The sequence below is a fragment of the Geobacillus sp. TFV-3 genome, from assembly GCF_009901865.1.
In the GTDB taxonomy this organism is placed as follows: Bacteria; Bacillota; Bacilli; order Bacillales; family Anoxybacillaceae; genus Geobacillus; species Geobacillus thermoleovorans_A.
On sequence record NZ_MPSP01000001.1, the window covers coordinates 2,485,190 to 2,509,618 of the forward strand.

Annotated in this window: 24 protein-coding genes and 2 riboswitches; of the genes, 10 read left to right on the forward strand and 14 right to left on the reverse strand. The window is 53.0% G+C overall.

What is annotated here, in order from left to right; all coding sequences use genetic code 11:
- Nucleotides 1-90 precede the first annotated feature (90 nt).
- Complete coding sequence (locus BJQ97_RS12510; RefSeq protein WP_160156830.1) at nt 91-2,112, forward strand: S9 family peptidase; 2,022 nt, start codon at nt 91-93, stop codon at nt 2,110-2,112.
- Between the two features lie 18 nt (nt 2,113-2,130).
- The gene (locus BJQ97_RS12515; RefSeq protein WP_160156831.1) at nt 2,131-2,664 is read left to right on the forward strand and encodes a short-chain dehydrogenase; all 534 of its coding nucleotides are present in this window, start codon (nt 2,131-2,133) and stop codon (nt 2,662-2,664) included.
- Between the two features lie 202 nt (nt 2,665-2,866).
- On the opposite strand, the gene BJQ97_RS12520 is transcribed toward BJQ97_RS12515, so the two are convergent.
- Both BJQ97_RS12520 and BJQ97_RS12525 read right to left on the reverse strand, forming a co-directional pair.
- Nucleotides 2,867-3,433, reverse strand: coding sequence for a phosphate propanoyltransferase (locus BJQ97_RS12520; protein WP_160157614.1), 567 nt, complete (start codon nt 3,431-3,433; stop codon nt 2,867-2,869).
- A 78-nt stretch (nt 3,434-3,511) separates the two neighbouring features.
- A complete protein-coding gene (locus tag BJQ97_RS12525) occupies nt 3,512-3,961 on the reverse strand; it encodes a MarR family winged helix-turn-helix transcriptional regulator (RefSeq protein ID WP_044731930.1) in 450 nt (149 codons plus the stop codon).
- Between the two features lie 221 nt (nt 3,962-4,182).
- Between BJQ97_RS12525 and BJQ97_RS12530 the strand changes: the two genes are divergently transcribed.
- Entirely contained in the window at nt 4,183-4,917 is a 735-nt protein-coding gene (locus BJQ97_RS12530) for a ZIP family metal transporter (RefSeq protein ID WP_160156832.1), read from the forward strand.
- Between the two features lie 51 nt (nt 4,918-4,968).
- On the opposite strand, the gene BJQ97_RS12535 is transcribed toward BJQ97_RS12530, so the two are convergent.
- The 5 genes from BJQ97_RS12535 to BJQ97_RS12555 form a co-directional block, all read right to left on the reverse strand.
- Nucleotides 4,969-5,511 carry a 1,2-dihydroxy-3-keto-5-methylthiopentene dioxygenase gene (locus BJQ97_RS12535; RefSeq protein WP_011230457.1) on the reverse strand — a complete coding sequence of 181 codons (543 nt, stop codon included), beginning with the start codon at nt 5,509-5,511 and terminating at the stop codon, nt 4,969-4,971.
- Nucleotides 5,512-5,544: 33 nt separating this feature from the next.
- Complete coding sequence (locus BJQ97_RS12540) at nt 5,545-6,177, reverse strand: methylthioribulose 1-phosphate dehydratase (protein WP_160156833.1); 633 nt, start codon at nt 6,175-6,177, stop codon at nt 5,545-5,547.
- Nucleotides 6,174-6,836 (reverse strand): 2-hydroxy-3-keto-5-methylthiopentenyl-1-phosphate phosphatase, encoded by a 663-nt coding sequence (gene mtnX, locus BJQ97_RS12545; RefSeq protein WP_160156834.1) that lies wholly within the window; start codon nt 6,834-6,836, stop codon nt 6,174-6,176. Before mtnX ends, BJQ97_RS12540 begins: the two co-directional genes overlap by 4 nt.
- Nucleotides 6,833-8,074, reverse strand: a complete 1,242-nt coding sequence (mtnW, locus tag BJQ97_RS12550) for a 2,3-diketo-5-methylthiopentyl-1-phosphate enolase (protein WP_044731934.1) — start codon at nt 8,072-8,074, stop codon at nt 6,833-6,835. The genes mtnX and mtnW overlap by 4 nt, the downstream gene beginning before the upstream one ends.
- A gap of 71 nt (nt 8,075-8,145) precedes the next feature.
- Nucleotides 8,146-8,254: riboswitch (SAM riboswitch) on the reverse strand.
- 84 nt (nt 8,255-8,338) lie between these two features.
- Nucleotides 8,339-9,526, reverse strand: coding sequence for a pyridoxal phosphate-dependent aminotransferase (locus BJQ97_RS12555; protein WP_160156835.1), 1,188 nt, complete (start codon nt 9,524-9,526; stop codon nt 8,339-8,341).
- Between the two features lie 96 nt (nt 9,527-9,622).
- Here BJQ97_RS12555 and BJQ97_RS12560 point away from each other — a divergent pair, with 96 nt between their 5' ends.
- The 6 genes from BJQ97_RS12560 to BJQ97_RS12585 all read left to right on the forward strand — a co-directional run bounded on the left by BJQ97_RS12560 (nt 9,623) and on the right by BJQ97_RS12585 (nt 16,830).
- On the forward strand, nt 9,623-10,435 hold the full coding sequence (locus BJQ97_RS12560; RefSeq protein ID WP_160156836.1) for a carbon-nitrogen family hydrolase: 813 nt from the start codon (nt 9,623-9,625) through the stop codon (nt 10,433-10,435).
- Between the two features lie 94 nt (nt 10,436-10,529).
- Nucleotides 10,530-10,698: riboswitch (SAM riboswitch) on the forward strand.
- A gap of 140 nt (nt 10,699-10,838) precedes the next feature.
- Nucleotides 10,839-12,029 carry an S-methyl-5-thioribose kinase gene (gene mtnK / locus BJQ97_RS12565; protein WP_160156837.1) on the forward strand — a complete coding sequence of 397 codons (1,191 nt, stop codon included), beginning with the start codon at nt 10,839-10,841 and terminating at the stop codon, nt 12,027-12,029.
- An 81-nt stretch (nt 12,030-12,110) separates the two neighbouring features.
- Complete coding sequence (gene mtnA, locus BJQ97_RS12570) at nt 12,111-13,178, forward strand: S-methyl-5-thioribose-1-phosphate isomerase (protein WP_160157615.1); 1,068 nt, start codon at nt 12,111-12,113, stop codon at nt 13,176-13,178.
- Nucleotides 13,165-14,328 carry a sugar ABC transporter substrate-binding protein gene (locus tag BJQ97_RS12575; protein ID WP_160156838.1) on the forward strand — a complete coding sequence of 388 codons (1,164 nt, stop codon included), beginning with the start codon at nt 13,165-13,167 and terminating at the stop codon, nt 14,326-14,328. The genes mtnA and BJQ97_RS12575 overlap by 14 nt, the downstream gene beginning before the upstream one ends.
- Nucleotides 14,325-15,875: a sugar ABC transporter ATP-binding protein gene (locus BJQ97_RS12580; RefSeq protein ID WP_160156839.1), complete on the forward strand. Its 1,551-nt coding sequence runs from the start codon at nt 14,325-14,327 to the stop codon at nt 15,873-15,875. The genes BJQ97_RS12575 and BJQ97_RS12580 overlap by 4 nt, the downstream gene beginning before the upstream one ends.
- Nucleotides 15,817-16,830, forward strand: a complete 1,014-nt coding sequence (locus tag BJQ97_RS12585; protein ID WP_160156840.1) for an ABC transporter permease — start codon at nt 15,817-15,819, stop codon at nt 16,828-16,830. The genes BJQ97_RS12580 and BJQ97_RS12585 overlap by 59 nt, the downstream gene beginning before the upstream one ends.
- Before the next feature lie 144 nt (nt 16,831-16,974).
- Here the strand turns inward: BJQ97_RS12585 and BJQ97_RS12590 are convergent, their stop codons facing one another.
- Nucleotides 16,975-17,466 carry a methylated-DNA--[protein]-cysteine S-methyltransferase gene (locus tag BJQ97_RS12590; RefSeq protein ID WP_160156841.1) on the reverse strand — a complete coding sequence of 164 codons (492 nt, stop codon included), beginning with the start codon at nt 17,464-17,466 and terminating at the stop codon, nt 16,975-16,977.
- The gene (locus tag BJQ97_RS12595; protein ID WP_160156842.1) at nt 17,456-19,672 is read right to left on the reverse strand and encodes a PAS domain-containing sensor histidine kinase; all 2,217 of its coding nucleotides are present in this window, start codon (nt 19,670-19,672) and stop codon (nt 17,456-17,458) included. Before BJQ97_RS12595 ends, BJQ97_RS12590 begins: the two co-directional genes overlap by 11 nt.
- A gap of 199 nt (nt 19,673-19,871) precedes the next feature.
- On the opposite strand from BJQ97_RS12595, the gene BJQ97_RS12600 reads away from it, so the two are divergent.
- On the forward strand, nt 19,872-21,644 hold the full coding sequence (locus BJQ97_RS12600; protein ID WP_160156843.1) for a B12-binding domain-containing radical SAM protein: 1,773 nt from the start codon (nt 19,872-19,874) through the stop codon (nt 21,642-21,644).
- 78 nt (nt 21,645-21,722) lie between these two features.
- On the opposite strand, the gene BJQ97_RS17435 is transcribed toward BJQ97_RS12600, so the two are convergent.
- The 5 genes from BJQ97_RS17435 to BJQ97_RS12615 form a co-directional block, all read right to left on the reverse strand.
- Entirely contained in the window at nt 21,723-21,875 is a 153-nt protein-coding gene (locus BJQ97_RS17435; RefSeq protein ID WP_201451694.1) for a hypothetical protein, read from the reverse strand.
- Complete coding sequence (locus BJQ97_RS12605) at nt 21,868-22,035, reverse strand: hypothetical protein (RefSeq protein ID WP_011230441.1); 168 nt, start codon at nt 22,033-22,035, stop codon at nt 21,868-21,870. Before BJQ97_RS12605 ends, BJQ97_RS17435 begins: the two co-directional genes overlap by 8 nt.
- Nucleotides 22,032-22,184 carry a hypothetical protein gene (locus BJQ97_RS17440; protein WP_201451695.1) on the reverse strand — a complete coding sequence of 51 codons (153 nt, stop codon included), beginning with the start codon at nt 22,182-22,184 and terminating at the stop codon, nt 22,032-22,034. The genes BJQ97_RS12605 and BJQ97_RS17440 overlap by 4 nt, the downstream gene beginning before the upstream one ends.
- 461 nt (nt 22,185-22,645) lie before the next feature.
- A complete protein-coding gene (locus BJQ97_RS12610) occupies nt 22,646-23,473 on the reverse strand; it encodes a carbohydrate ABC transporter permease (RefSeq protein WP_160156844.1) in 828 nt (275 codons plus the stop codon).
- Between the two features lie 15 nt (nt 23,474-23,488).
- Nucleotides 23,489-24,388, reverse strand: coding sequence for a carbohydrate ABC transporter permease (locus tag BJQ97_RS12615; protein ID WP_160156845.1), 900 nt, complete (start codon nt 24,386-24,388; stop codon nt 23,489-23,491).
- Nucleotides 24,389-24,429 lie beyond the last annotated feature (41 nt).

The following is a 24,429-nucleotide window of genomic DNA, read 5'->3' on the forward strand; positions in this document are numbered from 1 at the left end:
TTTTTTTTGTTTTTGGCAGGACCTTTTCTTTCGAAAGACGAAATATAAAATATGGCTCCACTTCACTCGAAGGAAAGAGGGGATCAGCTGATGAACTATAACGAACAACCGGCAAAACGCCGCGGCATGACGGCGGAAGATTTGCTTCGCCTCCGCTCGGTGCGCGACCCGCACTACGCCCCTAACGGAACGCGTGTCGTGTTTGTGGAAAAATCGATTGATGAGGAAAACCAATATCGCTCCCATTTGTGGATGTGGACATCAGACAGCGCCGTCCGCCAATGGACGTTCGGTCCGTGGCGTGACACGAAGCCGCGCTTTTCCCCGGACGGCGAAACGATCGCCTTTTTGTCCGACCGCTCTGGGCGCACGCAGCTTTGGCTGCTGCCGACCGATGGCGGCGAAGCGCGCCAGCTGACGTTTTTCAAAAACGGCGTGCACGATTACGTTTGGTCGCCGGACGGATCGTTTCTCGTCGCCTTGACGACGCTCGGAGCTGAAGAAACGATCGAAGACCGGGAAGAGACGAAAACGCGAGAACCAAAGTCAGCCGATCTGAAGCCGCGCGTTGTGGACCGGCTCTATTACAAGTCGGACGCATCCGGCTTCCTTGACGGCAAGCGGGCGGTGCTGGTGCGCATCGATGCGCTGTCTGGAAAAATGGAAGCGTTGACGGGCCGCGAAGAGGAAATCGGTTCGTTTGCGATTTCGCCCAATGGACGGACGCTCGCCTTTGTCGCCAACCGAAACGATGATCCGGACACAACCTTTACGCGCGACATTGTTTTGCTTGATCTCAAGTCGAAAGCGGAAACGAATTTGACGAACGGATGCGGCACCTTCGCTTCGCTCGCTTGGTCGCCGGACGGAACGAAGCTCGCCGCCATCGGCCATGATCTTGCTTATCTAGGGGCTACGCTTCACCGGCTTTACATCTTTGAGCTGGAGCTTGGAATGAAACGGGCGCTGACCGCCGATTGGGATGTCCATCTCGGCGATGCCATGGTCGGCGACACACACGCTGATGCGAACGGACCGGGGCCGATTTGGGCGAGCGACGGGAGCGGCCTGTATGTCACCGTTTCGGAACGCGGGCGCGTCAACTTGTATTTCGTCCCGCTCGACGGTCCGATCATTCCGGTGCTTGAAGGAGATTTCCATTTGTATGGCATCACCATCCATCCGCACAAACCACAAGCCGTCGCTGCCATGAGCGAGCCGACCTCCATCGGCGATTTGTATATCGTCTCGCTTGAAAACGGAATGAAAACACGGCTTACGCGCGCCAATGAAGCGCTTGAAAACGAAGTGGTGTTCGCCGATGCCGAACCGTTTACGTATCGATCGACGGATGGTTGGGAGATTCAAGGCTGGATCATGAAACCGCCCGAGCTTGGCGAAGGGGAAAGGGCGCCGCTTATCGTCGAAATTCACGGCGGGCCGCATGCGATGTACGGATTTACATTTTCCCATGAATTTCAACTGCTCGTTTCGCGTGGTTACGCGGTTTTGTTCACGAACCCGCGCGGCAGCCACGGATATGGTCAGCGGTTTGTCAATGCCGTGCGCGGTGACTATGGCGGCATGGATTATGAAGACATTATGGCCGGCGTCGACGCCGCGATCCGCCAATTCGACTTCATTGACGAGGCGCGGCTTGGCGTCACCGGCGGCAGCTACGGCGGATTTATGACGAACTGGATCGTCGGGCATACCGACCGGTTCAAAGCGGCCGTCACCCAACGCTCGATTTCTAACTGGCTCAGCTTCTCCGGCGTGAGCGACATTGGCTACTTTTTCACAAGATGGGAGGTCGGCTGCGACATTTGGGAAGACGCCGAGCGGCTTTGGCATCATTCGCCGCTTAAATACGTCAAACAGATGCACACGCCGCTGTTGATTTTGCACAGCGAGCGCGATTACCGCTGCCCGATCGAGCAGGCGGAACAGCTGTTTATCGCCTTAAAGCGGCTCGGACGGGACACGAAACTCGTCCGCTTTCCGGACGCGAACCACGACTTGTCACGCACCGGCAGCCCGGCGCTCCGGCTTGAGCGTCTTCGCCATATCGTCGACTGGTTTGACCGCTATTTGAAAGGAGCATCGCATTAATCCGAAAGGAGAAACACCATGCACGCACTCATCATTGGTGGGACAGGCATGTTGACTGATGTGTCGCTTTGGCTTGTGCGGGAAGGATATCATGTGTCCGTCATCGCCCGCCGCCGCGCACGGATGAAGCAGCTCATCGACCGCGCTGGACAGATGGCGTCCATCACCCCGCTTTTGGTCGATTATCGCGATCAAAAAACACTATGTTCTTTGATTTGCCAAACGATCAGAGAAAATGGAACATTTGATCTGATCATCGCGTGGGTGCATACGGATGGAAAACAGGCGTTGCCCACCGTCATCGAAAAAAATAGCGGACATCCCGTCCCTTGGCGGCTGTTTCACGTGCTCGGCAGCCGCACGGATCCAACCGAAGCGAAACAGGAACTCTGTTTGCCTGCCGCTTGCCTGTACCGGCAAGTTCAGCTTGGCTTTGTCGTGGAAGAACATGGTTTGCGCTGGCTCACCCATCAAGAAATCAGCGGCGGCGTCATTGACGCCATTCGGCTTGATGCGCCGTTTCATCTTGTCGGCACACTAGAAGGCCGGTGAAAAATGGATGACGCGTGCAAATTGGCAGCTTTCATCTGGAAAGGAAAGTCGGTTTGGAAAGGTTTATCTAATTGAAAAATAATTAGGGCTGGCAGCCTTTTTGACTAAATCACCCGCCTTCTAGAGCCATCCAAGGCGTTAACGGGAGCGCCCTCTCAGGAGGAACGAGAGGGCGCATTGTCTCCCATTGCTGCGGATGGCTTCACGACGGAAGCAGCTCGACATAATCGCCGGTTTTCAGGCCGGCCGCGTTCGCTTCATCCGTGTCAATGTGCATATCTAAAGCAAAATCTTTGCTGACGCGGACGATGACTTCATCGAAAATGAGCGCCCGTTCCCCTTGTGTTCTCACCTTCACAACTTGCTTGTCGCGGACGCCAAACATTTCCGCATCTTTCGGCGTCATATGAATGTGCCGCTTGGCAATGATCACCCCTTTGTCGACGGTCACCGTCCCCTTCGGCCCGTGAATCGTAATGCCCGGCGTTCCGTCAATATCGCCGGATAAGCGGACCGGGGGCGCGACGCCGAGCTTGAAGCTGTCGGTTTTCGAAATTTCAAGTTGCGTCAGCGAACGCACCGGTCCGAGGACGCGGACGTTTTCAATTTTCCCTTTCGGTCCTTCCACCGTCACCGTTTCCTTGGCGGCGAACTGTCCCGGCTGCGACAACGGCTTGAGCACCGTCAGCTCGGCGCCTTCGCCAAACAGCGCCGCCATATGCTCTTTCGATAAATGAATGTGGCGATTGGACACCCCAACGGGAATCATCAATGGTGATCTCTCCTTTTTCTTGCAGTGTCATTTATATAGCGTATCCATTTTGGCAAAAAAAAGACTGACGCCAGGTCAGTCTCTACTTTTTGCGCCGTAACCTAATTTTTTCAGCAACACGATCGCCTGTTCCTTTTCTTCCGGCGTCAGCGCCGCCACCGTTTCATGGATGGTCTCGGCATGTTCAGGGAACACGCGCTGGATGAACTGCCGGCCGCTGTCGGTGATCGACGCATACGTCACGCGGCGATCCCGCTCACAAGCGCGGCGGATGATCAATCCTTTATTTTCCAGCTTATCGATGACGTACGTAATGCTCCCGCTGGCGAGCAAAATTTTTTCCCCGATTTGCTGGAGCGGCTGATCGCCTTTATGGTAAAGCAGTTCGAGCACCGCAAATTCGGTCGGATTAACGCCGAACGATTGAATCGACTTGTTTACTTGGTCGCTGACGGACCGATATGCCCGCGATAACACGATGAATAATTTTAATGACTGCTGCAACTCCTGTTCCTTTTGTTCCATAGCATCCAATCCTTTAAAGTTGACATTTTCTTACTTTCATTATACTGGAACAGCAAATTCCCGGGCAACCGTTTTTTTTGTTTGCGATGAAGCATTTTCCTGGTCCACGACTTTTCCTTCGGCTATGATAAAATTATTATAATGGCGGCGCTTAGGCGACTGTCACATTCCGCTGAATGATGCATATGAAGAAGGAGAAAGGAGATCAGGGAGGGAAGTGGATGAACCAAGTGTTGATTGGAAGCGTGCTTTCCGCCTTGTCCACCGGGCTTGGCGCCGTTCCGATTTTGTTTATGGCCAAATCGCTCACCCACCGATGGCGTGACGTGTTGCTGGCGTTTTCAGCCGGCATTATGATGGCGGCATCGATGGAAAGCCTCATTCCCGAAGCATTGCGGTCCGGCGGCTTTTGGGCGCTTGTGATCGGGCTGGCGGCGGGAGTTTTCGTATTGACGCTGCTTGAAATGACCGTCCCTCATATTGACCTGGAACATACGAAAAGCGGCTTGCAGTTTGACGAAAAAGCGATGCTCATTATTGCCGCCATCGCCTTGCACAATCTGCCTGAAGGACTGTCGGTCGGGGTGAGCTACGCTTCGGACAGCTCTTCGCAAATCGGCAATTTAATCGCCCTGGCGATTGGTTTGCAAAATGCACCAGAAGGGTTTTTGGTCGCTTTGTTTTTAATCAACCAGCAAATCGGACGCTTGAAGGCGTTTCTAATCGCCACGCTGACCGGTGCGGTGGAAATCGTCACATCGCTGCTTGGTTTTTACTTAACCTCCCTCTTTCGCGGGCTCGTTCCGTACGGGCTGGCGTTTGCCGCCGGAGCGATGCTGTTCATCATTTACAAAGAGCTCATTCCAGAAAGCCATGGCGATGGCAATGAACGGACATCGACATATGCATTCATCGTTGGGATTTTGTTTATGATTTTTTTAACACAATCGTTTTAGCGAAACGCCCCGACGCCTGTATACGGCAGCGGGGCGTTCTTGTTATGGTTGTTATTGGACAGCTTCCTCTTTTTCTTCATACGGATGAGCGACCCAGCCGGACGGATCGATGAACAGACGCACCGCAACAACCCTACGGTCGTCCATAAGCGTGAAGTAGTGCGGATTCCCTTCCGGCACGGAAATGACGTCGCCAGCTTCCAGCTCGACATCAAAATAGCCGGTCTCTTTGTCGCCTTTGATGATGAAAATGCCATGGCCGGCCGTAATGGCGCGCACTTCATCTTCCGTATGGATGTGCACTTGTTCAAATTTTTTCAGCAGCTCATCCAAGTTCGGCGTCGCATCCGACAGGGCGACGATATCCCACGTTTTGTAGCCGCGGCGCGCCGCCAAATCTTCAATTTCATCTTTGAACGTCGCCAAAATTTCATTCTTTTCTTCATCGGTGAGCACATATTTGTCGCGCAAATGCTCCGGCAGTTTCGTGATATCCCAATGTTCATACAACACACCTTGGCTGTTCAAAAACGCGCGCACATTGTCTTCTCCTTCAATCACTTGGCCCGTTTTTCTCACTTTGATGACTGCCATTGTTCACATCCCCTTTGGAAAAATGTATATGGATTAGCCAACCGGCAGGCCGGCCCGCTGCAAAAGCAGCCGTTTCACCTGCCAGCGGAACAAAAACTCCCATGCCTCCAAATGTTTTTTCGCTTCAAACGCATCGCGGCCCCAGACCGTGATGCCGTGGTTTTGGATCAACACGGCGCCGGCGTCGCCATGAACATGGTTCGCAAACTCCCGAGCGAGCGTCGGAATGTCGGCGTAATTGTCAATGATCGGGATGCGCACTGCGGCGTTTTCCTCCCAAATGCCAAACGCCTTGATGATTTCTTGGCCAGAAAAGACCGCTTCCCCGTTTGACGCATACAGTTCAGAAATCAAGTTGTTGTCGACAGTATGAACGTGCAAGACGCAGCCGGCATTCGTCCGTCCGTAAATTTCCGCGTGCAAGAGCGTCTCGGCCGATGGCTTCAAGCTTGTTTCCTCCACCGGTTTTCCGGCGGAGGAAACAAGCAGAAAATCTTCATCCGTTTGCTTCCGCTTATCCTTGCCGCTCGCTGTCACCAAAAACGTCAACGGGTCGTCCGTCACTTTGATCGACAAGTTGCCGCTTGTCGCGAAAAACCAGTCGCGGGCGGCAAGCTCGGCTTTCACTTCCGCGAGCTCATTCCACTTTTTCACGACGATGCTCATACGATCACCTCCATCCGCTGCAACGCATCAATCACGTCAAAAAACGTCGCAAACGGCGCATGCGGCAAGCCGAGCGCTCGGCATTTTTCGAGCAAAAAGTCGCGCGCCAGCACGTAATCCGCTTGCTTCGCCACCGCTAAATCCGTGATCGAATCGCCGATGACGACATGGTACCCGTTCGGGCGGGCAAGCTTGCGAAGGAGCGATGGCTTGCAGCAGCCGCAGCCGTTTTGGCACTGGCTGTCGCACGCATGCGGCCATGTAATGCGAATCGTCTCACCGCTGAAATCGGAGCCGTTGCAAAAAATGCGCTCCGGTTCAATGAGCCCTTCAAGCAGCGGATAGACGAAAAAGTCAATGCCGCCGCTGACGATATAAAGCGGGATTCCCCGCTCTTTCGCAAACGCGGCAAACTCTCGGAATCCCGCACGCAACCGGGCGGTGCGCCGAAGGAAATCCACAATTTCATCCTTCAATGCGGACGGAAGGAGGGAAAACATCTTCCCGACTCCTTCCTGAACGGAAATGCGCTCAGCGAGAATGTCGTCTTTTAACGCCTCCCACTCCGGCGGGGCGAACTGTTTCATAATGGCGATGATGTTGTCGTTTTCCGTAATTGTGCCGTCAAAATCGCAAAAGAGAACGAGCTGTTTCGTCATGCTTCCACCTCAACGACGCCCCAGCGGTCAATCGCTTTTTGCAGCGCTTCGTTTTCTGCTGCCGCCGCGCGGAGCGGACGGCCGGCCAGCACCGCGTCGATCGCCGTGCGAAACGCCCGGCCGCCCCCGATCGCCCCGTCCGGATGGCCGTGAATGCCGCCGCCGGCGTTGACGATGCTGTCAAGGCCGAAATCGCGGACAAGGAGCGGCACCAATCCTGGATGAATGCCAGCCGACGGCACCGGAAACGCCCGGGCAAACGGTTCTTGTTCATCCGTCAACGCCTTGGCGATGCCGAGCGCCTGCTCGCGCTCCAAGGCGACGCTGCCGTACGGCGACGGGAACAGGACGAAATCGGCGCCGGCGAGCCGCAAAAGCTTTCCAAGCCAAAGCGAAGGCGCCACCCCATAAAATTCGGACGGCGTAACAGCGCCGCTGAACGCCGGGTGAGCCATAATCGGCAACGCAATCTCTTCATCCTCGCGCAACGCTTGCAGCACGTCAAGCCCGTAAGCGAAGACGTTAAACAACAGCACATCAGCGCCAAGCTCAGCGGCTCGTTTCGCTTTGTCCTTCAACGCAAACGTTTTGCCGGTCAAGTTGACGGCATAGAGCGTCCGCTTGCCCGTTTGTTCATACACTTCCTGAAGCGCCGCCTTGCCCTCGGTGATCCGCTTTTCAAACGGAAGAAGCTCGCTGTCAAACAAAATTTCATCGTCTTTGACCAGGTCAACGCCGCCGAGCGCCTGTTTTTTCAATTCCGACGTCAAGTACGCCAAATCACGGCCGATGATGCCTTTAAAAATGCTCATCAACAGCGGGCGATTATGCACCCCGACTTTGTCCCGAATGCCGTCGATGCCAAAGCGCGGCCCGGGAAACTGCCGCTTCCATTCATCCGGAAGCTCTAAATCAAGCAGCCGCACTTCCCCATCGAGCGACAATTTTCCGAACGTCGTGACCAACAATGCCGGCAAATCGGCGCTGAAGTTGACCGTCGGGTAGGCGATTTTCACGATTGCCCGCTTCAGCCGCTTGCCGAAATAGACGTTCACCCGCTCGCTTTCACCCAGTTCTTCGACCGCGACGACTTCCCCTTTATATTTGCGGAGCTGCTCTTGCTCTAATGCCGGCAAGTCGGTCCACGTGCCGACCGTCAAGCCGAGGGCGATCCCTTCCGCCTTTTTCCGAATGTCTTTTTCATCATGAAGCAAATACGTTGCAATCACTGCACTCATCGTTCATCCCTCTCAACACCGAAATAAAAACGCCTCTTCATAAGAAGAGGCGTCACTCGTTCATGGCGCTCTTCTTATCTCTCAGCGTTTCCGCTGCAAGAATTAGCACCGTGCTTGGCGCGCGCCAAGCCGGTTGCCGGGCTTCATTGGGCTCGTCCCTCCGCCTGCTCTTGATAAGAAAGCCTGCTTGTTTATGCACTTGTCAAACGATTGGCAAATTTACTTTGAATTATGACATCACCGATTGGCGTTGTCAATCATTTTTCAAAAATTTTTTTCAAACAATCCAAGGCGGCCGATCCGCTCGGCCGCTTCGCGAAGCCGCTCTTCATCGGTCAACAGGCCGACGCGCACATACCCTTCGCCGCGCTCACCGAACCCGATTCCTGGGGCGACGGCGACGTGCGCCCGCTCAAGCAGCATGTCAGCAAACTCGGCGGATGATATGCCTTTTGGCACCGGAAGCCAGGCGAAAAACGACCCGGACGGCGCCGGCGCTTCCCAGCCGATCTCGCAGAGCGCGGCGATGAACGCATTGCGGCGCGCTTCATACAAGGCGACCAGCTCCGTTACGCAATCTTGTGGACCAAGGAGCGCCGCGGCGGCCGCCTCCTGGACGGCGCCGAACAAGCTGACATACAAATGATCCTGAAGCAGCTCAAGCGCCCGAATGATCCGCTCGTTGCCGACGGCAAACGCGACGCGCCAGCCGGCCATATTGTATGTTTTCGAAAAGGTGTAAATCTCAACGCCGACGTCTTTCGCCCCATCGGCTTCCAAGAAGCTGACCGGTTTTCGGCCGTCAAACCCGATCGCCCCATAAGCGAAATCGTGCACGACGGCAATGCCGTACTTGGCGGCAAACGCCACCGTCTCCGCGAAAAATTCCTTTGTCGCCGTCGCGCCGGTCGGGTTGTTCGGGTAATTTAAAAACATCAACTTCGCCCGGTCGGCCGCTGCCGCCGGAATGGCTTCATAGTCCGGCAAAAAACCGTTTTCCGCCGCAAGCGGCATCATTTCCATCCGCGCGCGGGCAAGGGCGATCCCCGACCAGTAGTCGGGGTAGCCGGGATCCGGGACGAGCACGACATCTCCCGGATTGACGAGGCAAAGCGGCAATTCGACAAGCCCGGCTTTGCCGCCGAACAAGATGGCCACTTCGCGGGCCGAATCGATCTTCACTCCATATTCACGTGCGTAAAACGCGGAGATGGCTTCTTTCAAAAACGAATAGCCTTGAAACGGCGAATATTTATGGTATTTCGGATTGGCCGACGCCCGCTGCATCGCTTCAACAATGTGCACCGGCGTCGGCTGATCCGGGTTGCCTTGTCCTAAATTGATCACGTCGCATCCGGCCTTGATTTTCTCCCCAACTTTCGCGACAAGCGAGGCGAAAAATTGCTTTGGCAGCTGCTCAAGCAGCTCGGAAAAAGGAAATTCCATTGTCATCGCCCACACCTTCTTAAAAATTCTTGAAATTCTAGTGCAACATCATATATCGTTAAAAGCAAAATGTAAAGCAAAATTTTTTCGAGGTGAAAACTCATGACGATCCGCATCGCCTGCCTCCAGCTTGACATCGCATTTGGCGACCCGAACGAAAACGAACGGCGCGCAGAAAGCGCCATTGAATCGGCCGTCAAGGATGGCGCGAATATCATCGTGCTGCCGGAATTATGGACGACCGGCTACGATTTGACGCGCCTAGATGAGATTGCCGACGAAGGCGCCGAACGGGCGAAAGCGTTCGCCTCCCGCTTAGCGCAAACGCACGGTGTTCATTTCATCGCCGGTTCCGTCGCCAAAAAAACGGCCGCCGGTGTGACAAATACGATGATTGTCGCCGACCGCAGCGGCCAAATCGTCGGCGAATATAGCAAACTCCATCTGTTTCAATTAATGGATGAACATTTGTATTTGCAACCGGGAAGCAGCTTAGGCTTGTTTTCACTCGACGGGCTTTCATGCGCCGGGGTCATTTGCTACGACATCCGCTTTCCGGAGTGGATTCGCGCCCATGCGTTGGCTGGGGCGGAAGTGCTGTTTGTCGTCGCCGAATGGCCGCTTCCCCGCCTGCACCATTGGCAGACGCTCCTGATGGCGCGGGCGATCGAAAACCAATGCTACGTCGTCGCCTGCAACCGGGCGGGCCGCGACCCGAACAACGTCTTTGCCGGCCATTCGCTCGTCATCGACCCATGGGGCGAAGTGATCGCCGAGGCGGACGAGAAGCCAGGCATTCTCTCGGCCGACATTGCCCCCGAACTCGTTGCGGACGTCCGTGCGCGCATCCCCGTGTTTGCCGACCGCCGGCCGCATGACTACGAGGCGGCAAAAAAATTTTTCAAAATGTATTGACAATCGATTGACCGACCATGTATCATTCGAATCAAGCAACCAAACAATTGATAACATCGTGAAAATTGCAAAAACTGAATACGAGGAATCGGTACTCTTATCAAGAGTTGGCTGAGGGAATTGGCCCAATGAAGCCCAGCAACCGACCGTAATGCTATCGTGAGATAGGGCGCACGCCAAGGGCGGCGCCGGAAGCGTCATGCTTCCGCAGGGCACGGTGCTAAGTCCAACAGAAAGACCGATGTCTTTCTGAAAGATAAGAGGCGCGAAGAACGTAATGAATCTTCAAGCCTCTTTCCGTATGCGAAAGAGGCTTTTTCATTTGCCGGAAACACTGAGTTTTTAGCGCGCGTCAGAACCGGCATTTGAAAACGAGCGAAATGAAAAAAGGGGGAACAAGGAAATGACCACTGTTCAAACATCGGTTTACGAACCGCTGACCGAACCGAAGGCGGTGGCGCTCGCCGTCCGTCTTGGACTATTCCGCGACGGGGCGCCGCTTGCATGCCGCGAGATCGGCGACGGGAACTTGAACCTTGTTTTTCATATCGTCGATCAAGAAACGAAACAAGGCGTCATCATCAAACAAGCGCTGCCGTACGCCAAAGTGGTTGGCGAAAGCTGGCCGCTCACGTTAAAGCGCGCCGTCATCGAAAGCAACGCGCTGCGCACGTTTGCGAGCTACGTGCCGCAATACGTGCCAAAAGTCTACTATTCTGACGAATCGCTCGCCATTACGGTGATGGAAGACTTATCCCGTTTGCAAATCGCTCGCAAAGGGCTGATCGAAGGGAAAACGTATCCGCTTTTGTCCCAGCATATCGGCGAGTTTGTCGCCAAAACGGCGTTTTATACGTCTGACTTCGGCATGAACCAGCAAGAGAAAAAGAAATTGGCGCAAAGCTTCGTCAATCCGGAACTGTGCAAAATTACCGAAGACCTCGTCTTCACCGACCCGTTTTTTGACCATGACACGAACAACTTTGAAGACAGATTGCGCCCAGACGTTGAATCGCTTTGGCGCGATGACCGCCTCCACCTGGAAGCAGCAAAGCTGAAGCGCAAGTTTTTAACCGAAGCCGATGTGCTTTTGCATGGCGATTTGCATACCGGCAGCATTTTCGCCAGCGACGACGAAACGAAAGTGATCGACCCGGAATTTGCCTTTTACGGCCCGATCGGGTTTGACCTCGGCCAATTCTTTGCCAACTTGCTGTTAAATGCGTTGTCCCGCCCTGAATCCGAGCGCCAGCCGCTCTTTGCCCATATCGACCGAACATGGGACGTCTTTGCGTCCATCTTCTCGCAGCTTTGGCGCACGGAAAGCTTGGAAACGTACGCCGCGACGCCCGGTTTGCTTGAAGACGTGCTCCGACATGCGTTCGTTGACGCCGTCGGTTTTGCCGGCTGCGAAGTCATCCGCCGAACGATCGGCCTCGCCCATGTGGCCGACCTTGACGGGATCGAGCAAAAAGAGGCGCGCCTTGCCGCCAAGCGGCATGCGCTTCGCCTCGGCCGCCGCCTGATCATTGAGCGCCGCGAGCTCACCGGAACAGAAGACTTCCGCCGCCTGTTTGCCGAAACGGAACGATAATGCCATACAATCGTCCGGGTCTCGACGCAAGTTGCACAGCGCTGACCCGGACAAACCAAAAAAAGAGAAAGGAAGATGGCGATGAGCACCTTTGCCATCCCACGCTCCGTCGAATGGCGCGGGACGCATGTGACGATTTTAAATCAGCAAAAACTTCCAACGGTCACGGAATATATCGACTTGCACACTCTGGAAGACGTCTATGACGCGATCGCCACGCTGAAAGTGCGCGGGGCGCCGGCGATCGGCATCACTGCCGCCTATGGTCTGGCGCTCGCCGCTTCGAGCTATGACACCGAGTCGGTCGATGAATTCCGTCGCCGCTTAAAACAAGATCGCGACTACCTGGCCGGCGCCCGCCCAACCGCCGTCAATTTGTTTTGGGCGCTTGACCGGCTCGTCGCTGCTGTCGAAAACGCCGCCTCCATCAACGAGGCGAAAACGACACTCATCCATGAAGCGATCCACATTCAAGTCGAAGATGAGGATGTGTGCCGCCGCATCGGTGAACACGCTTTGTCGCTCTTTCAACCAGGCGACCGGGTGATGACGATTTGCAACGCCGGCTCGATCGCCACGGCCCGCTACGGGACGGCGCTCGCTCCGTTTTATTTGGCGAAAGAAAAAGGGATCGAGCTGTCCGTCTACGCCCTTGAGACGCGGCCGGTGCTGCAAGGGGCGCGCCTGACTGCTTGGGAACTAATGCAAGCGGGTGTTGATGTGACGCTTATTACCGACAACATGGCAGCGCAAACGATCAAAGAAAAACAGATCAGCGCCGTGATCGTCGGCGCCGACCGGATCGCGCAAAACGGCGATACGGCGAACAAAATCGGCACATTCGGCCTCGCCTTGCTCGCCAAGTCGTTTGACATTCCGTTTTACGTCGCTGCGCCGCTGTCGACGATCGATTTGGCGACGAAAACAGGTGCGGACATTCCGATCGAAGAGCGCCATCCGGACGAAGTGACCTACATCGCCGGCGTGCGCATCGCCCCGGAAGGCGTCAACGTATACAATCCGGCGTTTGACGTAACACCAAACGAACTCATTACCGCCATCATTACCGAAAAAGGCATCATTGGCGGCAATTACCACACAACGTTGCCATCATTATTCACAAAGGAGGAGCAACATGAAACGATTTAAGGCCTTATCTTCCCTTTTTCTTCTTTTCTTTGCCGCATTCTCCGTCTTAGCCGGCTGCACGAACGAGCAAGACGCTATGAACTCCAATCCGGCCAATGAAACGAAGCAAACAAGCAACAAAGGCGACACCTCATCATCAAACAGCCAAACCGCAACAAGCGGCGAGCAGGCGGCCATTCCGGAAAAACTGAAAAAACCGGTGAAAATCGCCGCCATTATGCAACTGTCCATCGGCACGTTCTCATCGCAATACATCGCCGGCGTCAAAGAACAAGTGCAAAAATTCGGCGGTGAAGTGCAAATTTACAACGCGGACAACGATTTAACCAAAATGGCATCGTATGTTGAGACGGCCATTACCCAAAATGTGGACGCCATTTTGCTTGATCACGGCCGCGCTGATGCGCTCGAAGGCCCGGTGAAAAAAGCCGTCGCCAAAGGCATTCCAGTTGTGGCGTTTGACAACGATTTGAACATTCCCGGCGTCACCGTCATCGACCAAGACGACTACAGCCTCGCCTGGAAAACATTAAAAACGCTCGCAGAAGACTTAAACGGAGAAGGCAACATCGTCACGATTTGGGTCGGCGGCTTTACCCCGATGGAGCGGCGCCATGTCATTTACGAGGCGTTCAAAAAACGTTACCCGAACATTAAAGAAATCGCCAAGTTCGGCACGGCGAGCGCCAACACAGCTTTGGACACGCAAACGCAAATGGAAGCGATTTTGAAAAAATATCCGAATAAAGGCGATATCGACGCTGTCTTCGCGACATGGGACGAATTCGCCAAAGGAGCGACGCGTGCCATCGAGCAAGCCGGGCGCACGGAAATTAAAGTGTACGGCATCGATTTGAGCGATGAAGACTTGCAAATGATCCAAAAACCAAACAGCCCATGGGTGGCAACAACGGCGACCGACCCAGCCGAAGTCGGCCGTGTCCAAGTGCGGTTCGCGTATCAAAAAATCGCCGGAGAAAAAACGCCGAATATTTACTCGCTTGAGCCGCACTTAGTGAAACGGTCCGATCTTCCGGACAAACAAGTGTCGATGAATGAGCTTTCGCAATACATTCCGGGCTGGGGGCAATCCAATGTCGCCATCTCGCCGTGGATGAAAACGTTGGAAGCCCAGGTGAACAAAAAATGAACAGGTTGTCAATGCAGGGCATTGAAAAATCGTTTGGCGCCGTGCGCGTGCTTGACGGTGTGGACTTCGACATTCGTCCTGGCGAAGTCCACGCCCTTTTAGGCATGAACGGCGCCGGCAAAAGCACGCTCATGAACATTTTAGCCGGAGCCATTCCGACCGATGCTGGTACGATCACGATCGACGGTACAATATACACGTTTTCATCGCCGCGCGAAGCAAAACAAGCCGGCATCGGCCTCGTCGTTCAAGAAGTCGACACAGCGCTGTTTCCCGGTTTGCCGATTTACGAAAACGTAGCAGCGGACGAGTTCGTCCATGTGAAGCAACGGCCGATTCGCTCGCTGCGTCAAGAAAAAGAGCGGGCCGCCGCCCTGCTTCGCCGCGTCGGCCTGTCGTTGCCGCCGACGAAATTGGTTCGCGACTGCTCGCTCCATGAAAAGCAGCTGATTGTGCTCGCCAAAGTGCTGTCATCCAACGCGCGCTATATCATCCTAGACGAACCGACGGCCGCCTTAAGCGAGGCGGAAACAAGGCGTCTGTTTGCCATCATCGATGAACTGAAGCAGCAAGGCGTCGGCTTTATTTACATCTCTCATAAACTGAAAGAAGTTCAAGAGATCGCTGACCGGCTGACGATTTTGCGCGACGGCCGCGTCGTCTATCACGGAGATGCCCGCCGTTTGCCTCTTGAAGACATCGTCTTGCATATGACCGGAACAAGACGGGCTGTCACGATGAAACAAAGGCGCACATACGGAAGCGACATCGCGTTTGCCGCCCGCGGAATTTTGATCGACAAAACCGGGACAACGGTCAACCTATACGCCCACCGCGGCGAAATCGTCGGCATCGCGGGTTTGGTCGGCGCCGGCAAGACGGAGCTCGCTGAGAGCTTGATCGCCCATCGAAACACATCTGGCGAGTGGGAAATTGATGGCAGACGTTACGTGTTCTCATCGCCTTATGAAGCCATCGCCGCCGGCGTTTGCCTCATCCCGGAAGAACGGCGCAAACAAGGGCTGTTTTTGCCCGAGTCGGTAAAAACGAACGTAACCGTCCGTCTTCTTTCCCGTCTGTCGCGCTGGCAATGGATCAGCGGAACGAAAGAAACGGCTGAATCCGATAGGCTTATTCGCTCACTCGGCATTCATCCGCCGTCAAGCGCCACGGCCGTCCGCCACTTAAGCGGCGGCAACCAGCAAAAAGTCGTCATCGGCAAATGGCTGAACACAAACGCACGCGTCTTTTTGTTTGACGAACCGACGAAAGGGATCGATGTCCACGCGAAGCAAGAGGTGTTTTCCATCATTCGCTCCCTTGCCGATGAAGGAAAAACGGTGCTGTACTTTTCCAGCGAATTTCAAGAGCTGCTTGACATTTGCGACACCATCTACGTGATGGTCGACGGCCGGCTGCTCGCCCGCCTGCCGGCCGCTGAACTGACGTATGAACAGCTTGTTTACTATTGCAGCGGAGGTGAGATCCATGAGCCAGCCAGCCGTTTCCACAACGCCGTCGAAAAAAACGGCGCCGTCCATTCTTGAATGGTTGTATAAACACGGCACCTTGCTGGCCATTCTTGCCGTTATCGCCTACTTCGGCGTCACGCAAGACCGATTTTTTACGTATGAAAACTTCAGTGACATTTTGCGTTCCATTTCGATCGTCACCTTGGTGGCCATTGGCATTACGTTTTCGCTCATCGTCGACGGCTTCGATTTGTCCGTCGGTTCGACGGTGAGCCTCGCGACGATCGCGAGCGCCGCGGCGCTCGTCCTGTACCGCCAAGAAATTTTCGTCACCTTGCTCGTGCCGCTGTTGCTCGGCATTGCTGTCGGGCTTTTGAACTCGTTGTTGATCGTCAAATTCAAACTGCCGGATTTGCTCGCGACGTTGGCGACGATGTACGCCATTAACGGCGTGCAGCTCACCTATACAAAAGGGTTTTCGATCTACAACGACATGCCGTTGCCTGATGGAGGCACGGCGCCGGGCAAATTCATTCCTTCCTTTTTATTTATCGGCCAGGGAGAGCTGTTCGGCGTGCCGTTTTCGGTCTTGCTTATGCTGTTTGTCGTCATTGCCGCTCATCTGTTTTTAACGTACACCAAACCCGGCCGCCTCTTTTATTTAACGGGGGAAAACCGTGAGGCGGCAAGGCTCTCCGGCATTCCGGTCAACCGCTACCGGACGTATGCGTATGTCGTCAGCGGCTTTTTCGCCGCCTTAGGCGGCATCGTCCTTGCCTCGCGCATCGGAACCGGGCAAGTGTCAGCCGGCGCCTCGCTTTTAATGGACAGCGTCGCCGCCGCCTACATCGGATTTTCCGTCTTTGGCGCCGGCAAGCCGAACGTCATCGGCACATTGTTCGGCTCGATTTTAATGGGCGTGTTGCTGAACGGCTTGACGATGATGAACGTTCCGTATTACGCCCAAGACATTATAAAAGGCGCCATTTTAGTCGGCGCCCTCGCCTTGTCGCATTGGCAAAAAAAATAACGCCCGATCTCTGCCCCCGTGGATGGCAATCCTCGGGGGCAGACGCGTTTTTCTAGGCAAGCCATCGACCTCTTTTTCCGCCTTCTTCATGGCAGCATCCGCATACAAAACCCTTTGCCTGTTCCGCGAACGCAAGAGCGTCATCTACTTATAGCGCCGCTCAAGCTCGAGTAGCTTCTCCTTTACATCGGTGCGACTTCCGGCATAGCCAATAAGAGCGCCGTTTTTGCCGACAACACGGTGGCACGGAACGAGAATCGACAGTTCATTCGCCCGGTTTGCCTGGCCGACGGCGCGCACCGCTTTCGGGCGGCCGATTTGCGCGGCGATGTCAGCGTATGTCGCCGTCTCGCCGTATGGGATGCGGCAAAGCGCCGCCCACACCTCTTCTTGGAAGGCTGTTCCCTTCCACTTCAGCGGCAAGTCAAATACTTGGCGTCGACCGTGGAAATACTCATCCAGCTGCCTAAGCGCGCATTCAAGAAGCGGCGACCAGCTTTTGACAGCCCGATGGTCGCCGGCGAACGCGCGCCATTCCTCTAGAAACAGCTCGACTTTCACAATCGCGTCGCCGTCGGAGGCGATGTAAATGTCGCCGAGCAGCTCTGAGCGGTATACTGCATATTCAATCGTCATCGTCGTCCTCTCTTTCCGTTCGTTCGATCGGCAACGTGATATGGAACGTCGTGCCGACGCCGACTTCGCTTTCCACTTCAATTTTCCCTTGATGTTCTTCTATGATTTTATAGCTGACCATCAAGCCGAGGCCGGTGCCGCGTTCTTTCGTCGTATAAAACGGCTCCCCAAGCTTTTTGATTTTATCTTTTGGAATGCCGCATCCTTGGTCGGTGATGGAGATGCGCACATAGCACCCGGCGCGGGTGATGCGCACCGTAATGTCCCCGCCTTTTGGCATCACTTCGATGGCGTTTTTCAAAATATTGATGAACACTTGCTTCAGCTGATTCGGCTCGCAATACACCGGCGGCAGCCCGTCTTCGAAATCCGCGATGATTTGCACGTTGTGCATCATCGCTTGGGCGCTGATCAAATCGATCGTATCTTGCATAATTTTGCAAATGTCGTTTTGCCTGTATTGCACTGCCTGGGGCTTCGCCAAGACGAGAAACTCGGTGATGATCGACTCAATTCGTTTCAATTCCGACATAATGACATTAAAATACATCGAATAGTCGCCGTCAATGCTTCCTTGCAACAGCTGGATGAAGCCTTTGAGCGCCGTCATCGGGTTGCGGATTTCGTGGGCGATGCCGGCGGCCAGTTCGCCGACGACGTTGAGCGTATCCGACTTGCGCAGCTGCAGCTCCATCTCTCTGCGCTCGGTCACATCGCGAAGCATCATCATCCCGACGCCCGGAATCACTTCCTTTTTCAGCGAAAACTCAATAATTCTCCCTTTTCCCTCGTCGAAAAATTCGACCTCGCCGCTCGCTTCGCCGGTGCGTTGGCATTGTTGAAGCAGCTTATTGAGCTGGCGGTGCGCCCGTTCCGGAACGAGCTCGACCACCTTCCGGCCAAGCAGCTCCTCCTTTTCGGCGGAAAAAATGCCGCAGACAATCGGATTGGCGTCGATGATCCGATGTTGCGCATCCCAAAGCAAAATGCCATCCATCGCATGATCGAAAATGCTCCGGAACTTTTGCTCGCTTTCGCGCAGCTCACGCTCAATTTTCCGCCGCTCGCTCACATTGCGGAAAATCGTCAAGTGGTACCCGTCGATCGCTCCTTTTTTCATTGTGAACTCGAGCTGCTTATCTTCACCGTTCGGCATATGAAACGTCAGCTCGTCACGGATTTCCCCTTTGCGGCGGAACTCGCTGAAAATGCGTTTCACCTTTTCGTCCCCATAGTCGACAAAATCAAACAAATTGCGGCGCACAAGCAAATTCAAGGGCAGCTCAAACGTCCGGCTCGCCGCCGGATTGGCGTTCAATATGCAGCCAAAATCGTCCCAAATGAGGATCGCTTCATGCGCTTGTTCGAAAATAGCCCGGAACCGTTCTTCGCTTTTTTGCAACTTGATTTCCATATTTTTTCGTTCCGTCACATCGCGCATAATGGCCATGTAAAACCCGCTGTAGACGTTGGAAGTCGCCGTCAGCTCAAACATTTTCACCGTTCCGTCCGGGCGGACAAGCGACAACTCGCCTTTGGCCGTTCCCTTTTCTTTCACTTCCGCGAGCAACCGAGCGAACTCATTGGCGCATTCGCGGGCAACGAACTGCTGAAACGACAAATTGAGCAGTTTTCCTTTTTCCAAGTTCAAGCTCATCGAAAACGCCGGATTGACATCGATAAACCGCCCGAATTCATCGAAAATGACGATGCCGTCAACGGCGCGGTTGAATACGTCGCGAAACAAAAACTCATGAATGATGCGTTCGCGCTCAAGCGCCTTATGGGCTGAGATGTCGCGCATCATGACAAGGTCAAATTCGTCGAACACATCCTTTTTCATCGAAAATTCCACATGCTTCACTTTGCCGTCCGGCAGTTTGATGAGCAGTTCATCGCTGAACGAACCGAACTTTTGCAACATCGAGCGTTGAAACAGCAAAATATCGGGCGGCACGAGTTCGAGAAATGAAGAAAACGAATGGCCGATCAACGAAAACTTATCCATCTCAAACAGCTTGCACGCCGCTTCGTTCACATCGACAAATTCGCCGTTTTTATTTAAAATGACGATCGCATCGAGCGACCGCTCGAAAATGATCGAGTAGCTGTTCAATCGCTCTTTTAGCCGGCGATTTTCCTCTTCAAGCAGCCGCACATCCGGCGACGCATTTTGTTCTTCTTGAGGAGAAAGGCTTTGGGCCATATCCATCTCTCCTTGTCTATTCAAACCATTCAACGAAATATATATTCGATGTGGAAAAATTTACTCCTCCTTTGATTTACGAAGATTTTTTAAAATTCTTTTCCACAATGTTCGACAAGTTTTTTATCTTTTTCGTTTGGCGAAACTGCATTATAATGATAGATTAGTTAGTTACGCTGATCAAAGGGGTTTTGCTGCGATGAACATCGTCTGTACAACATTAAACGCCAAATACATTCATATGAATTTGGCCATCCGCTATTTAAAAGCATACGCGCAGCCAGAGTTTGACGTCAAGCTTGTTGAGTATACGATCAAAGACCCAGTGCTGAACATTGTGACCGATTTGTACCAACGCCGTCCGGATGTCGTCGGTTTCAGCTGCTACATTTGGAACATTGAAGAAACGATCAAAGTCGTCAAGCTGTTGAAAAAAGCAGCGCCGAATATTGTCATCGTCGCCGGCGGACCGGAAGTGTCGTACGATGTGCGTGAATGGATGGAGCGGGTGCCGGAATTGGATTTTATCGTCATCGGGGAAGGGGAAGAAACGTTTAAACAGTTGCTCTTTGCCTTAGAAAGGCGCCAAGAAGTGGCAGATGTCGCAGGGCTGGCGTTTCGCGATGGAGACCGCATCGTCATGAACCCACAACGGAACAAGCTCCGCCTTGCTGACATGCCGTCGCCGTTTCGCTTTCCGGAAGACATTCCACATCTTCCAAACCGGATCGTCTATGTCGAAACGAGCCGCGGCTGCCCGTTCAGTTGCCAGTTTTGCCTCTCCTCGATCGAAGTCGGCGTCCGCTATTTTGACCGTGAAAAAATCAAGGACGATTTGCGCTATTTAATGAAGCACGGAGCGCGGACGATCAAATTCGTCGACCGAACGTTCAACATCAGCCGCAGCTATGCGATGGACATGTTTCGCTTTTTAATTGACGAACATGTACCGGGAACGGTATTTCAGTTTGAAATTACCGCCGACATTATGCGCCCGGAGGTCATCGAGTTTTTAAACAAGGAGGCCCCGCCCGGGCTGTTCCGCTTTGAAATTGGCGTCCAGTCGACAAACGACGAAGTGAACCGTCTCATTATGCGCAAGCAAAACTTCGCAAAACTTTCGCGAACGGTGACGATGATTAAAGAAGGCGGGAAAATCGCCCAGCATTTGGATTTGATCGCCGGTCTGCCTGAAGAAGACTACAATTCGTTTCGAAAAACGTTTAACGACGTGTTCGCCCTTCGCCCGGAAGAACTGCAGCTTGGCTTTTTGAAGCTGCTGCGCGGCACTGGGCTGCGCCTGCGCGCCGAGGAGTACGGCTATGTGTATATGGACCATGCGCCATACGAAGTGCTCGCCAACAACGTTTTGTCGTTTGATGACGTCATCCGCATCAAGCAAGTGGAAGATGTGCTCGAAAAGTATTGGAACGCCCATCGAATGGACGAAACGATCGAGTACTTGGTGACCGATGTGTTCCCATCGCCGTTTGATTTTTTCCAGCAGTTTGGCGCGTATTGGGATGAGCGCGGCTGGGCGCGCATCGGCCATCAGCTTGAGGATTTATTCCGCCGCTTGCATGAGTTTTTACGTACGTGTGCGCCGGATGCCCTGCCTGTGGCCGAATCGCTCATGAAATACGACTACTTGGGTGGACAAAAGCATAAGCCGCGCAAGCCGTGGTGGGAAGAAAAAACGGAGAAAACGACGCGCACGACCGTCTACCGCGCGCTGCTTGAGCGCCCCGAGGCGCTTGGGAAGGACTTTGCCGCCCTCGGGCTTGGGGAAAAGGAATTGTTTAAACATACGGTCGTTGAAATCGTGCCGATCGATGTCGGCCGCTATATCGCCGCGAAGCAGCTCGCGTTTGCGCCAACGGCCATCGTCGCCTATTTCGACCCGTCTGGCACAGGAGCTATGGTCTTTTCTGCACCGCTTTCCACCCTGTTCACGTCATCTGCATCAGCTTGAACGCCCAAGCGAAAAGAGCGCTGTTTCCAGCGCTCTTTTTTGTCCGCCCACCGATCCAATCCCATCAAAACGGCAGCCTCACCGCGGCGGCTCTTTTTGTTTTGTCCCCTTCTCCTTTGCTTGCTTTTGCTCCTCGATCAGCCAAAGCGGCTCGTGAGCAGCGAAATCGCCCCATTCAAACGCCATTTCTTCATTCATTCGAGCGGACCGCTCCTTATGCTCTTTACCCATCGCCGCCTCCTTGGCGTCCTTTTTTCGAATTGCGGTTTGCGCCGCGGATCATGTCTTCTTCACCAGCGTATTGGGCCGCAAATTCGGTATCCGGCAAACTTTCCGTCGGCGTTTTGTTGTTATTTTTCGCTGCATCAAATTTTACTTTCCGCTTCATCATCGTTTCGCCTCCTCATCAACCGTTTTTCGCTCATAAGCGACAAGCACAATTTCTTCTCCTGTTTCTTCACGCAGCCGCTGTTCGAGTTGCTGGAGCTGGCGAAGCGTCCCATCATGAAGACGGGCGACTGGAAATGCGACGTTAGCCACACCCATCCTCCTTTCGCATTTTTTCTTATCATGCCTCGTTCAGGTGCGTTTTATCATAGTTCCGAAAGAAGACTCCCACTTCAAGCAAAGCGATTACCAAGCGTCATCACAAGCAGAATCGAGGCGAGCGCAGCAACCGCCCATCCCCGACCAGTTTTTTGGCAGCCGCATCGTCCATTCCATCGCTTTAGGTTCCTTTCCTAATGGGGTCTATATTTCCACCTATATAAATTGAAATTTTGTTTTACATCCAGCCGATCACTCGCAAAGTTATAGCATAGTCGAATTGTATGGGGGTCAAAACAGAAACGAAAAATCAGAAATTCTTTATTGCAACTTAATGTACGTTTTTTTATGGGATATGCCGAATGAAAAAGGGCTGCCGCCAAAGGATGACAACCTTCCTTTCGGCAAACAGCCCCTTTTCGCAATGGTCGGTAAACCATTATGCAAAATATCTGTTATTTTCCACCTGTGAATGAAATCCCTTTAATAAAATAGCGATTGAAAAAGGCGTAAATAACCAATACAGGCATGGTAAACACCATTGATGCAGCCATAATGTAGTTCCAGTAGCTGATATATTGCCCTTTGAAACTGTTAAGTCCAAGCGGCAGTGTAAACAATTGAGGGTCGGACAAAATAATGAGCGGACGCATAAAGTCGTTCCATGATCCCATAAACACAAAAATAGCTTGAGCCGCCAACGCCGGACGAGCGAGCGGAAGAACAATCCTGAAAAAGATCCCGAGCCGTCCGAGTCCATCAAGTTCCGCCGCCTCTTCCAACTCTTTCGGGAAGTTGATAAAAAACTGTCGCATCATGAAAATAAACGTGGCGTTCACCATCGTCGGCACGATCATTCCTTGGTACGAGTTCAGCCAGCCGAGCTGCTTCAAAATCAAATAGTTCGGAATCATCGTCACTTGCGCTGGAATCATTAACACAGCCAAAATGATCAAAAATAATGATTTTCTTCCGGGGAATTGCAACCGAGCCAATGCATAGCCAGCCATGGAATTGAATAACAAGTTGAGCATAGTCACGGAAACGGCAATCACTATGCTGTTGAACAACCAACGCGGGAACAGCTCCTGTTCAATAAAAATCTGCTTATAATTATCAAGTGTAAATTGTTTCGGAATCAAAGATATTGTTCCGCTGACAATCTCTTCAAGTGTTTTAAACGAAGAAGACAATGCCCATAAAAATGGAATAATTGTGATTGTCGCGTATCCGACAAGAATAACATACAGCAGAGCTTTCCCAATGCCTGTTCTTCTTTTCATCCCATCCTCAGCTCCTTAATAAAGGGATTCCTCTTTTGACAACTTCCGCTGTAACAATGTCGCAATTAAAATAATGATGGCCAATGCAACTGCCAGTGCAGCCGCATACCCCATCGTTCCCAACGTTTTGAACGCATACTGGTAAATAAGGAGAACAACCGTCAACGTGGAGTTATTTGGACCTCCGGATCCAGCTGAGAAGATATACGATTGATCAAACAATTGGAACGTCCCAATTAATCCCATGATGACGACAAATGACGTAACTGGGCGCAAATACGGAACAGTGATGTACCAAAACTTTTGCCAAGCGTTCGCGCCGTCCAGCTCCGCTGCTTCATACAACGAATCAGGAATATCTTGCAACGCCGCCAAATAAATGACCATAAAGTATGGGGCTGTCGCCCAAATATTCATGATCATAATGGCATTCAGCGCAACGTCCGGATCACCGATCCAGTTGTACGTCGGCAGCCCAACCGATTCAAGAACGCGATTAATTAAACCGTTCTGGTTATACATCCACATGAAAATGAGCGTCAGTACTGCTGAGGAAGTCAAGGTCGGCAAAAAGTAAACGATCCGGAAGAACTTTTCCCCTTTCAACCCAGCATTTAAGGCAGCAGCCAATACAAGGGCTAACATCGTCTGGCATGGAACGACAATGGCTACGTATTTCAGCGTATTCCATAGAGCGATTTTTGCCCGCGTATCATCAATCATGCGAACAAAGTTGTCCAACCCCACAAACTTGAACGACATTGTCCCTAATAGTTGCACCTTATGGAACGCCAAAAAAATAGCAAACACAATGGGGCCGATGATGAATAAAAGGAGTACAAATAACGTCGGAGATAAGAACAAGTAAGCTGTCCCCGTTTCTCGTTTCATTTTTTTCGTGAAAGCTTGTTTCATTGTTTTCATCCCCTTGCCGAGAATCAAATCGCTGTTCCTCT